This is a genomic window from Pantoea sp. EKM10T, assembly GCF_011800685.1.
Taxonomy (GTDB): Bacteria; Pseudomonadota; Gammaproteobacteria; order Enterobacterales; family Enterobacteriaceae; genus Pantoea; species Pantoea agglomerans.
Genome location: NZ_JAALEU010000005.1, coordinates 1 through 13208 on the forward strand (window position 1 = coordinate 1; position 13208 = coordinate 13208).

Below are 13208 nucleotides of genomic sequence, written 5' to 3' on the forward strand. Positions count from 1 at the left end.
CGTGGACTTCTGGCCCGGCGTCACGCCTCAGCGCTGCGGATAGCCCTTTCAGCAGCAGAGGCGCTCAGGCCTCCACTCTCGTGCCCTTTTTAACAATACACACTGAAGTTTCAGAGCAGGCCCGGCACCAGACTGCGTTATCACCTGTCGCTTAACTGACTGGCATTACACCCTCAGGTGCCGTTTTTGTTATTGCAGTGCAAGCCTAGCGGAACATCACTTCCGCCCAGCGGGCCAGCCCTGCGGTGACGGAGGCGAAATCATCGCCGCCCGCAATCGGTGTATCCGGCAGTGTCTGCTGCAGCGCCGCGCGCAGCAACGGCGAACGCGCACTGCCGCCGGTCAGGTAAATCACATCAGGCTTAATCTGGCTGGTGGCCAATGCCAGCTGCACCTGTTCCAGAATTTTCTCCAGCGGCTGACTGATGGCGTCCTGCAGCTGATCCACGCCAATCTCTGTCTCTAATGCGGCGGCAATAAAGTCCAGGGAAGCGGTATGCGCCGGGCTGGCTGACAGCGCAATCTTGCTCTCTTCCGCTGCGCGTACCAGGCGATAACTGAGCTTCTGCTGCCACACTTTCAGCAGGCGAGCCACTACGTCACCCTGTTCCGCATCACGCACTAAATCCCGCAGCCACTTTCCGCAGGCGGGACTGTAAAAGTCACTTTGTGCCGGCACATCATTGATGGCGATCGCATTCCACCACGGCAGGGCAGGCAGGGCGGTGCCTTTCTGGGTGTTACCGCCCAGACCGAGTAGCGGCATCAGGGTCTTAAACGTCAGCATGATGTCCAGGTCGTTACCGCCGACACGGCAACCGCTGTGGCCCAGCAGGCTTTCACGGCGGTCAGCTTTATCACGCCACTTCGGCCCCATCAGCAACATTGAGCAGTCGGTAGTACCACCGCCAATATCCACCACCAGTACCCGCGTCTCCTGCTGCAGCGTGGCTTCGAAATCGAGTCCGGCCGCCACCGGTTCGAACTGAAACTCTACGTCGCGGAAACCGGCGCGGTGAGCGGCGCGCAGCAGAATACCTTCAGCCTGCTGGTTAGACTCTTCACTGCCTAAACCCTGGAAGTTGACCGGGCGTCCGATCACCGCCTGATCGATAACCTGATCAAGCTGGCTTTCACCCTGCTTGCGGATGTGCAGCATCATGGCGCAGACCAGATCTTCAAACAGGGCAATCTGCTGTGGCTTCAGGCCAGTAGCACCGAGGAACGATTTGGGGGATTTAACGAACCAGACATCTTCGGGATCGACCATATAATGCTGCAGCGCGGTGAGGCCAAACTGCACGCTATTGGGCTGGACATCGATATCTTCTTCGCGGTTATATCGCAGCGCGCGCTGCAGCAGCGCCGTGGTTTCGCTGTCAGGTGTCGCGACCTGATGATGACGATAGAGCCATTCGCTGATCGACTCGCGGGTGGGCGCACAGATCATCGACGGCAGCAGGCGCTGATCATTTTCCAGCGTTAACAGACGTGGCGTGCCATTTTCGCTGACTGCAATAGAGCAGTTAGCCGTGCCGTAATCAAATCCTATGAACATTTTCGCCCCCATGCCGGAAAAAAGGGGGCGACTTTAGCGCAGCTTCAGCAGGGTGGCAAGCGGGCAGCGCCGGAATTAACGAATAGCGAAGATGTGATCTTCAGCCAGTGAACGCAACGGCTGGCGCTCCGCCACGGCACTGCCCCAGACGCCATTAACATCAAGGTTAGCCAGGGTGCTGAGCAGGGCCGGTACCGAAACCGGACCGGCCAGCACCGAGATATTGCGTTGTGTTGCCTGGCCCTGAATGATGGTCAGCAGCATCTCATCCATCAGATTATTGTGAACGTTGGCAACCAGTTCAGGCGCCAGCACCAGATAATCGACCACCTCGTCACTCAGCAGATTGAAGGCATCCAGATTACGGCCAAAATGCTGCAATACGATGCGGCAGCCGCACTGCCGCAGTTGCAGCAGCGCGGCATAGAGCTGATCGCCCTGGCTCAGCACGCTGGCGGCAGGGAAAGCAAAACCACAGCCGCTGCTGGAGAGACCGGCGGCGACAAAGCGCTGACAGAGTTGCTGCACAAAGGCGGCATCACTCAGCACCTGGGCATTAAGCGGCAGAATCACCGGAATGCCTTTGTTATTGAGCCGCTGCACGTCGTGGCGAAAAAAAGCCTCAAGAATATTATTATCCAGCCGGCGACGCAGCGTTTCATCAGGCAGGTTATTGCGCAGCAGTGTCTCATCCAGCAGCAATCCGTCAGCGGTTAACAGCTGCACCTCAAGCAGCCAGATAAAGGCGGCCTGCGGCGTTTTTGGCGGCGCAACGGCCCAGGCGGGCAGTTCGATCTGCAGCGCATCAATCATCGCCGCATCCATGCCCTGATGGTTGCCCGACAGCGGTAAGCTATGCTGTTCGTAGACCACCAGCCGTCCGCGCCCGCTGCGTTTGGCGTTGTAACAGGCGATGTCCGCCTGCGAAAGCACGTCGCTGCTCTGACAGTTTTCTGCTGAAATCTGCGTCACGCCCGCGCTGGCGCCGACCTGATAGAGTCGTCCCAGCCACTGGAACCGGTAATCATTTACCGCGGCGACAATGCGCTGCACCACATCATGAGCCTGTCCGATATCGCAATCGGGCATCAGTAGTGCAAACTCATCACCGCCCAGTCGCGCAAGGAAATCGCTGCTGCGCAGAGGGTGCTGCATCAGATCGGAGAGTTCGCGCAGTAACGCATCGCCTGCAGCATGCCCGGCGCTGTCATTGACCGCTTTAAACTTATCAAGGTCGATAAACACCAGCACATGCTGATGCTGATGTTCAGCGGCATCAAACAGCAGACGCTTAAGCTGAAGTTCGAAGCTGGCGCGGTTAGGCAGACGGGTCAGGGTGTCATGCAGCGCGCTGTAGCTCAGGCGCTTCATCAGTTTGCGTGACTCACTCACATCCTGAATGACCATCACCGCCCCCTGTTCCAGACCCGCTTCCGAACGCAGCGGCGTGATGCTGTAGTGAATATCGATATGACCGCCGTCCGGGGTATGCAGCACCAGATCTTCAGCGAGACCGGGGGTGACTTTTTCCGGCGGCAGCTGGCATAACAGCAAACTCTCTACCTCAGGGCCGTTACGTCCCTGCGTGATATGCAGCAGCTCACTCAGCGGCTGACCGGCGGCCTGCTCCTGCGACCAGCCACTCATTTTCTCCGCCACCGGATTCATAAAGGCAACGCGCATCTCTTTATCGGTGCTGATGACCGCTTCGCCGATGGAATCCAGGGTGATCGCCATGCGCTCTTTCTCCTGAAACAGCGCCTCATTAAGATTGCGTAGCGGCGTGATGTCCTGACAGATGCCCAGCATGCGCTCAATGCGCCCCTCTTTGCTTAGCAGCCGGTTGGCCTGAGTGCGCACCCAGCGATGTCCCTGGTCATCGACCACGCGGTACTCCATGTGAAACGCGCTGCGAAGCTCAATCGCCTGTTGCACCGTCAGTGCGGCATACTCGCGATCGGCGGGATGCAGCAGATGGATCCAGAGGTCATAGCTGGGTGACTCATGCGGGGCAAGACCAAACAGCGCGTACATGCGCTTGTCCCATAACATCTCGCCGGTCAGCAGGTTCCACTCCCATACGCCAATGCCACCCGCTTCGTTGGCCAGCGTAATACGCTCCATCAGCCGGCGATTCACCTGCTCGCTCTGCTTCAGCTCAGAGATATCGATAATCTGCGCAATAAAGTAGAGCGGTTCCTGGTTACCATCGCGCACCAGCGATACCGTCAGCCGCGCCCAGACAATCTCGCCATCTTTGCGGAAATAGCGCTTCTCAAAGGTGTAGGTATCAATCTCACCCGCCAGCAGTCGGTTCGCATGTTGCAAATCGAGGCTGAGATCGTCGGGATGGGTGATCTGCTGAAAAGTCAGCCGCTTCAGCTCCTCAGCCGGGTAGCCCAGGATCTGGCACAGCGAGCGGTTGACCTGCAACCAGATGCCGTGGGGCGCCACCAGCGCCATCCCAATGGCGGAGTACTCCATTGCGTGACGGAAGCGGGTTTCACTGTCAGTGATATGGAGCTTTTCGCGCCGGAACGCATCCATCACCAGCGACATAATGTGACTGGGGATTAGCACCAGCAGGAACGGCAGCCAGCTGGAGACCGGGCCCAGCGCGCTGTTGTTGTTCACCACGCTGACCAGATCAAAGGCGAGTAGTATCGAGATAAAACTGGCGTTCAGGAAGAACAGCACGAACGCCTGCAGCTTGGGCAGGCGGACCGCGCACCAGAAGAGGATCACCACGATAAAGGTAAAGGGCCACGGCAAAAAGCGCAGCGCCAGATAACTGGCCCCGAGGGTGAGAAGAAGCGTCAGCAGAGCTTCGGCCAGGCGCAGATTGCTGAACCCCGTGCGACGCAGCGGCCACGGCAGAAGTAACAGCATCGGGCCTAACACCAGCATGCCGATGATTTCGGAGATCACCCAGGTATAAAAGAAGGGAAACGAGGCGTGGCCGCTGACCTGTAGCGTCCAGAGTGCCAGCAGGCCGCCGAGCACCGGCGTCACGATGCCCACCGACAGTACCATCCGTGCCCAGTCATGCAGTGAATCCAGCGGCGCGCGCCGATCCAGCAGGGCGCGCAGCAGCATGCCACCCACACCGGCCTGGATAAGATTGAGCAGGGCGAATTTAATGTTCGAGAGGGCAGGCCCGATGATGATGGCGTTAGCCCCGGCGGTGCCAAGCACGCAGGCTGTCAGCAGCAGCGGGAGCTGGCGTGACGGGCAGCGGAAAACCACGACGGTCATTAACGTAGTCGGAAACCAGAGCGGGGAGATTTTGCCGCTGACGACGATCAGTTCCAGACAGAAGAGTGTCAGGACAAACACCACGCAGCCAAGGAGCAGCGCCGAGAGCCAGCGGTTTGGCGTGCTATTTTGCGGGGACAGGATCTCTATCGTCATGCGGACTTCCGGCAGGGTGCAGCGCTCCACAATGGCGTATCAGGCACCAGTCATTCTCTCACTGCATGCTAGCACATCCGGCAAAGAAAAAAGGGGTGAAATCAATATTGCCCGTTATTCGGCGAATTGACGGGCACGCTAAGATTGATTGCCAGCACGTTGATTACTGGCGGAAAAGATCGGCGCGGGTATAGGGTTTCTCCATGCCCGCAAGGCTGGCGGCGAAACGCTCCAGGAACTGCTGCGTGGTGGCGACACGACCGTGACTCATCAATACAAACGGCACTAACAGCGCAGCACCGACCTGCGGCCAGCTGAAGCCTTTGAGCGAGGTGCGACGCTGGGAGATCAGAAACGCCGTGCTCAGCGTGAAGCCCAGCAGCAGCCCGGTGACCACCTCACTTTTTGAGTGTGCGTGGATGACCAGGCGGGAGAAACCGACCATCAGGGGAATCAGATAGCCAACCCCAATCGCCGCAATGCGCCACATCGCGGACCAGCGCCCGGAAATCAGCCACAGCATGACCGGCCACAGCGTGGCGGACATGGCACTATGACCGCTGAAACCGGTAAAATTAAAGCGGGCGCTGCCGATGCCAAACCCCAGAAACAGAATTTTAGAGATGCTGACGGTCAGGCCAGCCAGGCCAAATGCCACAATCCAGTAAAAGACCGTATGACGATTATCACTCTTCCACGGCAAAATCAGCGCAATAATCACCGCTGTTGGAATCAACAGCATGCTGTCGCCAAAATAGGTCAAAGTCTTCCAGTGCATACCACTCCTGATGCATCTTCGGTCGTCACGTTAGCGACACGCGTTGTCTGAACAGCGCGCCGCGCAGGCCATTTTTTTTATAGTATGGTGTGCCGCTAGTTTATCGGTGAAATGAGTGGCGTCCAAAGGAGAAAGTCTGAAAAGTCGCCGACGCCATTTCTCTGGCATCAAAAGGCCGAAATCCCTATACTTAGCGCGAACACACCCTCTCCATTTCGGCCCGTCCGCTGCCCGCGTAATGTGTGACCAGTGGCAGGCTCCAGTTATCAGGTCTTAAAAAAGTATGACTGACAAGTCTCATCAGTGCGTGATTGTAGGCATTGCCGGCGCTTCCGCATCCGGTAAAAGTTTAATTGCCAGCACGCTCTATCGTGAAATCCGTGATCAGGTAGGTGGCGAGCACATCGGGGTCATCCCGGAAGATGCTTATTACAAAGATCAAAGTCACCTCACCATGGAAGAGAGGGTTAAAACCAATTATGACCATCCGAGTGCGATGGATCATGATTTGCTGTTGCAGCATCTGCAGGCGGTCAAAGCCGGTCAGGATATTGAGCTGCCGGTCTACAGCTACGTTGAGCACACCCGCACCCAGCAAACGCATCATCTGAGCGCAAAAAAGGTCATCATCCTTGAAGGCATTCTGCTGTTAACCGATGCCCGTCTGCGCCAGGAACTCAACTTCTCTATCTTCGTGGACACGCCGCTCGACATCTGTCTGATGCGTCGTATGAAACGTGACGTCAATGAGCGTGGCCGCTCAATGGATTCGGTAATGAGTCAGTATCAGAAGACCGTGCGTCCGATGTTCCTGCAGTTTATCGAGCCATCAAAACAGTACGCCGATATCATTGTGCCGCGCGGCGGAAAAAACCGTATCGCCATCGATATCCTCAAGGCGAAAATCAACCAGTTTTTTGAATAACGCACGTCCGTCCGGACGTGATGCAGACCGGCGGCAGGCACGCATGCCGGTTTGCTACACTAATGCCATGGAGTTACCGCAATGAGATTATGCGATCGCGATATTGAAGCCTGGCTGGACAATGGCAAACTGGCCATTGAGCCACGGCCGCCGGTCGAGCGCATTAACGGGGCCACCGTCGATGTGCGTCTGGGTAATCAGTTCCGCACCTTCAGCGGTCATACCGCGGCCTTTATCGATCTGAGCGGCCCGAAACAGGAAGTGAGCGCGGCACTGGATCGGGTCATGAGCGATGAGATCGTGTTGCCTGATGGCGAAGCCTTTTTCCTCCATCCGGGAGAGCTGGCGCTGGCGGTGACGCTGGAGTCCGTGACGCTGCCTGACGATCTGGTCGGCTGGCTGGATGGCCGTTCATCGCTGGCGCGACTTGGGTTAATGGTACACGTTACGGCTCACCGCATCGATCCTGGCTGGCAGGGCCGTATCGTGCTGGAGTTCTACAATTCAGGTAAACTGCCGCTGGCTCTGCGTCCCGGCATGTTGATCGGCGCGCTGAGTTTTGAACCGCTTTCAGGCCCGGCTGCGCGTCCCTACAACCGGCGTGAAGATGCGAAATATCGCGGTCAGCAGGGCGCTGATGCCAGCCGTATCGACAAAGACTGATCTGAGGATGTAATGAAAAGAGTGATAACCACGCTGGCCATCCTATTAGTGGTGGTCGTAACGGGAATGAGCGCGCTGGTGCTGCTGGTCAATCCCAACGACTTTCGTGCCTATATGGTGCAGCAGGTCGAACAACGCAGTGGTTATCGCCTTGAGGTCAGCAGCGATCTGCGCTGGCACGTCTGGCCTCAGCTCAGCATTCTGGCCGGCCGGATGAGCCTGACCGCGCCGGGTGCCAGCCAGCCGATGGTCTCGGCGGAAAACATGCGGCTGGATGTAGATCTCTGGCCACTGTTATCCCATCAGCTCAGCGTCAGCCAGGTGATGCTGAAAAATGCGATAGTGCGGGTGACGCCAGATAGCCGCGCGCAGCGTGCCAGAAATGCGCCCCAGGGTCCGCGTGATGCGGAGCCGGCTTCGCCTTCCAGCGGCTGGTCATTCGATATCGCTAAACTGCAGGTAGCAGACAGTCTGTTGATCTGGCAGCAGCCAGGCGGCGACGAGTATAATTTCCGCGACCTCAACATTAATATGGAACAGGACGCGAACAAGCTGGCGACCCTGTCGCTGAGCACCACGCTGATGCGCAACCAGCGCAACGCCACACTGAATCTCAAAGGCCAGCTGGATGCCGCGCAATATCCCCATCGCCTCAGCGGCCAGTTGCAGCAGCTTGATTACACCTTGTCCGGCGCCGATATTCCGGCACAGGGGATCAAAGGCTCGCTGAGCCTGCAGGGCGAGTGGGATGGCGACAGCCAGCAGCTCTCCTTCAGTAATCTGCAGCTCACCGCCAATGACAGCACCCTGACCGGGCAGGGCAGTGGCCATATTGCGCCACCGCAGCAGCTGGCGCTGGATCTGAAAGCCAGCAACCTTAACGTAGATAATTTACTCACCAGTGCGCCCGTCTCTGACGCACCTGGCGTGCAGCACGCCACCGTAGCCCGTTCGCCGGTGATTGCTGCGCCGCGGGAACGCAGCAACGCCGACTCTCCTCTGAATGACCTGGATCTGGCGCTGAAGTTACAGGCTGACAATGCGGTATGGCGCGGACTCTCTCTGACCAGTCTTTCGGTGAACGCCAGCAATCAGCAGGGAGTGATGACGCTGAAGACGCTCAGCGGCAAGCTGGGCAATGGCAGCTTCTCAATTCCCGGCAGTATCGATATCCGCCAGCCAGAGACGCGGGTCAGCCTTAAACCCCAACTCCGGTTAATTGCGATTCAGCCGCTGCTTAAAGCGTTTGAACTGCCGGAAAGTGTGCAGGGGAACCTGAGTCTGGATGGCGAGCTGTCGGGCGATACGCTGACGGTCGAAGCAGCCAAACGTCGCTGGCAGGGCAGGGCGACCATCAGCGCCAGCAACCTGAAGCTGGCAGAGCTGAATCTGCAGCAGATGGTGCAGCGTGCCGTGGCGCGGGTCAGCGATAAGGTCAGCAGCGATCAGGCGGTGGATGAGGGGATTGAGTCGATTAGCGCACAGGCGGCGCTGAATAAGGGCGTACTCAGCTTCAGCGATATCAATGGCAACGGCCAGAATCTGGGCCTGCAGGGTGCGGGCAAAGTTGACATGGTGCAGCAACAGCTGGATATGACCCTGGGGCTGAAAATCAGCGGCTGGCGTGGCGATGATGCGCTGGTGAAGGCGCTCTCCAGTCAGTCGGTTCCGCTGCGCATGTATGGTCGCTGGGACAGCCTGCAATACTCTCTGCCGGTGGATGACGTTCTGCGTAACCGGCTGCAGAGTGAGGCGAAATCACGGCTGAATCAGTGGATCGATCGCCAGAAAGAGGGCGAGAACAAAGAGAACCTGAAGAAAATCATGCGCCCGTAGCGGGCGCATTCCATTCTGCCAGCTAACCACTCAGACCTCGTAACTGATATCGGGCTGCAGCAGGATCTCGACTTTCTGCACCCGATGATTTTCGACCTGCAGCGTTCGCAGCAGATAGTCACCCAGTTGCAACACTTCGCCTTCCTGAGGGATGTGTTGCAGCTTATCCATCAGTAATCCCGCCAGCGTATGATAGTCACCCTGCTCATCGAGCGGCAATTTCACATAGAGCGCCAGATCTTCCAGCGGCATATGACCGTTAGCAATCCAGTGACCTTCATCCTGAATCTGAATATCGTAGCGAGCATCGATTTCACCCGCCTCATTCGGCAGATTGCCGGCGATGGTCTCCATTACATCGCTCAGCGTCACCACGCCTTCAACCGAACCAAACTCATCAACCACAAAGGCAAAGTGAGTATGGGCCTGACGAAACTGTTCCAGCGCCTGCAGCACCGTCAGCCGCTCAGGAAAGACCAGCGGCTGTCGAATCAGGGCGCGTAAATCGAGGGAATTGTGGTGCAGTGACTGGTGCAGCAGATCGATAACGTGAACCACGCCCAGCGGTTCGCTGGAGTGATCTGTGATCAGTATTCGCGTGTGCTGATTGCGGTCGAGGCGCGACATAATCTCTGCCGGATCATCACTGAGATCGATATGTTCGACGTCGTGGCGCGAGGTCATGATGCTGTTAATGTGGCGCTGACCCATGCCCAGTACGCGGGCAATCATCACCCGTTCCTGCCGGTTAAACAGCATGCTGTCATCGCTGTCAGCAATCAGTGACGAAGTTTTCGCATCCAGCTCCGCCGGTTCTGCCGCGCCGCGCAGCAGCCGTAACACCGCTTCCGCCGTGCGCTGGCGTAGCGGACGACCGGCCGACAGCACCCGACGACGATTAAAGTGCGCCAGCTGGTTCAGTGCCTCAATGACCACCGAGAAGCCGATTGCCGCATAGAGGTAGCCTTTGGGAATCACAAAGCCAAAGCCTTCCGCCACCAGGCTGAAGCCGATCATCAGCAGAAAGCTTAAGCAGAGGATCACAATCGTCGGATGGTTGTTCACGAAGCGGGTTAACGGCTTGCTGGCGAGCAGCATCAGCAGAATGGCGATGGTGACCGCAATCATCATGACCGGTAAGTCATTAACCATGCCGACGGCAGTAATCACCGCATCCAGCGAGAAGATGGCATCCAGCACCACGATTTGCGCCACCACCGGCCAGAATTTAGCGCCGCCTTTTTGTTGACCGGACGCCTCATCATCCCCTTCAAGACGCTCATTCAACTCTGTGGTGGCTTTAAATAGCAGGAAAATCCCGCCTGTCAGCAACAGTAAATCGCGCGCACTGAAGGGGTGGCCCATAAGCGTAATCCAGGGTTCTTTCAGCGTAACAAGCCACGAAAGCGATGCCAGCAGCAATAATCGGCACAATAACGCCAGCAGCAGTCCAATCACGCGCGCGCGGTCGCGAAGCGGCCCTGGAAGCTTCTCCACCAGGATGGCGATGAAGATCAGATTGTCGATGCCTAAAACCAGTTCCAGAACGATTAGCGTTACTAATCCCGCCCATAGCGAGGGATCTGCAATTACCTCCAGCATGCGTTGTTCACCTGAATGTCTTAAATTGAGTTTTCTCTGATGATAGTGGAGTGCGAAGCCACGTACAAATGGCAGGGCAGGGGGCATGTTCTGAGATAACCGCGCTATATCGTGCAAAATATGAACATAATAGTGTGACGCTTTGATTAACTTCACAGGGCGCAGTAGAGATAATTCTTAGTCATTGGCTGACAGGAAAGAGATATTCACCTGCCGGGCTTATGCGATTTATCTCATCGGGAGTATGGCATTAATCCGAATTGTGAAGAAAGGATTGCACTGCCCGTCAGGCCTCAATACTAATTGCTGGTAGTCTTTTTCCTAAAATAGTCCAGGGATGGCGGGACCTGCTTGTAAACAAGCCAGTAATAACTAGTATAGCAACAAGTTAGCAAACTCTGCCCCAGAGTCGTAATCTGCGTACCTATTCGACATTAATCGCAATGTTACGAATGAGTAATTCGCCTGTGAACGTCTGTATGATGCGTTGCGGTAACGCTAACACATTACGGGGAGCATTATGAATGATGACAGCGATATTGGCAGCGACAGCCAAGGGCGGTAGCGTGCCCGAATCGCGTTTTTGTTGATAAAGTGAGCAGCGCTGGCGGTGGTTAAGTCAGAGTAATCTGTTGGTATTCATCACGATATTATTGGTTTCATGGTTAAGATCATTGGCGTAAACGCCGCAGGAGCTCCCCTTAGAAACGGCTCACTCTGGAGAGGTTTCGTCGCTTAATGATTAAACAGGCGATAGCCGTTGCGGGTTTAAGGAAATAAAATAAAGAGTTAAATATGCGCGATACAGAATTTACGTTTAAAAGTCTTATTACCAAATTAATGCTGGCATGTTCAGACTTAATTTGTTTCAACGCAGCGTTATTTTTGGCGATGATGCTAATTAATTTGCAGTCAGATTCGCCGCTGGCAGATATTTCTGAAAAAGAAATGAATTTAAAAATTGCCACACACATTTGTCTGTCGGTAATTTGTATTGGCTGGTTCTGGGTAAGGCTGCGTCACTACACTTACCGCAAACCTTTCTGGTTCGAATTAAAAGAAGTTTTTCGTACCATTCTTATATTTTCTGTTATCGACCTGTCGATTACCGCCCTGTCGCAGTGGCAGATGTCGCGTTTCGTCTGGTTACTGACCTGGATCCTGGCGCTGATTTTAATTCCGACCTGCCGCGCGCTTTCTAAACGTCTGCTGAATAAAAATGGCTTGTGGAAAAAACAGACCATTATTATCGGCAGCAGCAAAAATGCGCACGAAGCCTGGCAGGCGCTGCAAAGCGAAGAGGTCATGGGTTTTGACGTTATCGCCTTCTATGACGTTGATGGAACCTGTCCGCAGGAGATCATGAACGGCGTGCCGGTGCTGCGCGACGAGCAGGAGCTCTGGAGCCTCACCAACAGCGAAACGCAGTTTATCGTTGCGGTTGAGTATGAGCAGAGTCAGTACCGTGATGTCTGGCTTAAATCGCTGGCGATGCACAACTGCCGTTCAGTGTCAGTGATCCCAACCCTGCGTGGTGTACCGCTCTACGGTACCGACATGGCCTATATCTTCAGCCATGAAGTGATGATCCTGCGGGTTCAGAACAACCTGGCTAAACGCACGTCGCGCTTCCTGAAGCGGGCATTCGATATCGTGGGTGCGCTCTCGATTATCCTGATGCTGATGCCAGCGCTGCTGGTACTGGGCTTCCTGGTGGGTCGTGACGGTGGACCACCGATTTATGGTCACGAGCGTGTGGGAATGAATGGCCGTAAATTCAAATGCCTGAAATTCCGCTCGATGGTCATTAATTCAAAAGAAGTGCTGGAAGAGGTGCTGCGCACTGATCCGATTGCCCGTGCGGAATGGGATAAAGATTTTAAACTCAAAAATGATCCACGTATTACTAAAGTGGGCCACTTCATCCGTAAAACAAGCCTCGATGAGCTCCCTCAGCTCTGGAACGTGGTGCGCGGTGATATGAGTCTGGTCGGACCGCGTCCGGTCATTGAAGATGAACTCTGTCGTTATGCCGGCGATGTTGATTATTACCTGATGGCAAAGCCAGGCATGACGGGATTGTGGCAGGTCAGCGGTCGTAATGATGTTGACTATGAAACCCGCGTCTATTTCGACTCGTGGTACGTGAAAAACTGGTCACTGTGGAACGACATCGCGATTCTGTTTAAGACAGTGGGCGTGGTGTTGAAACGCGATGGTGCCTATTAATCGTGAGTCGGAATGAGCGCGTTAATGCGCGCTCAGAGGTGTTTTGCCGTTGTCAGGCGTGTCGTTGATAGTGGCCATCATCAGGGATATCGCTGTGCATCCATAGTCCGCTATGATGCGTGGCGTTCAGGGTACACCCTGGTAGATGGCCGCTACTTATAACAAGTGGAGCAAGGATAATGAACGACAGGTTCAGTGCTTAAGTC

At 55.7% G+C, this 13208-nt stretch carries 8 protein-coding genes; 4 read left to right on the top strand and 4 right to left on the bottom strand.

Annotated features, from left to right (window positions below):
- Nucleotides 1-205: 205 nt before the first annotated feature.
- The 3 genes from yegD to HFD95_RS10760 form a co-directional block, all read right to left on the bottom strand.
- A complete protein-coding gene (gene yegD / locus HFD95_RS10750; protein ID WP_033788265.1) occupies nt 206-1558 on the bottom strand; it encodes a molecular chaperone in 1353 nt (450 codons plus the stop codon).
- Nucleotides 1559-1633: 75 nt separating this feature from the next.
- Nucleotides 1634-4969, bottom strand: coding sequence for a diguanylate cyclase (locus tag HFD95_RS10755; protein WP_167430216.1), 3336 nt, complete (start codon nt 4967-4969; stop codon nt 1634-1636).
- 163 nt (nt 4970-5132) lie between these two features.
- Nucleotides 5133-5747, bottom strand: coding sequence for a phosphatase PAP2 family protein (locus HFD95_RS10760; protein ID WP_010248160.1), 615 nt, complete (start codon nt 5745-5747; stop codon nt 5133-5135).
- Between the two features lie 283 nt (nt 5748-6030).
- Between HFD95_RS10760 and udk the strand changes: the two genes are divergently transcribed.
- From udk to asmA, 3 genes are all read left to right on the top strand, one after another.
- The gene (gene udk / locus HFD95_RS10765) at nt 6031-6672 is read left to right on the top strand and encodes a uridine kinase (RefSeq protein ID WP_010670982.1); all 642 of its coding nucleotides are present in this window, start codon (nt 6031-6033) and stop codon (nt 6670-6672) included.
- An 81-nt stretch (nt 6673-6753) separates the two neighbouring features.
- On the top strand, nt 6754-7335 hold the full coding sequence (gene dcd / locus HFD95_RS10770) for a dCTP deaminase (RefSeq protein ID WP_004571280.1): 582 nt from the start codon (nt 6754-6756) through the stop codon (nt 7333-7335).
- Between the two features lie 12 nt (nt 7336-7347).
- Nucleotides 7348-9171, top strand: a complete 1824-nt coding sequence (asmA, locus tag HFD95_RS10775) for an outer membrane assembly protein AsmA (protein ID WP_167430217.1) — start codon at nt 7348-7350, stop codon at nt 9169-9171.
- Between the two features lie 30 nt (nt 9172-9201).
- Here the strand turns inward: asmA and HFD95_RS10780 are convergent, their stop codons facing one another.
- Nucleotides 9202-10773, bottom strand: a complete 1572-nt coding sequence (locus HFD95_RS10780) for a TerC family protein (protein ID WP_010248151.1) — start codon at nt 10771-10773, stop codon at nt 9202-9204.
- A gap of 795 nt (nt 10774-11568) precedes the next feature.
- Between HFD95_RS10780 and wbaP the strand changes: the two genes are divergently transcribed.
- A complete protein-coding gene (gene wbaP / locus HFD95_RS10785) occupies nt 11569-13002 on the top strand; it encodes an undecaprenyl-phosphate galactose phosphotransferase WbaP (RefSeq protein ID WP_022625020.1) in 1434 nt (477 codons plus the stop codon).
- The last annotated feature ends 206 nt before the right edge of the window (nt 13003-13208 follow it).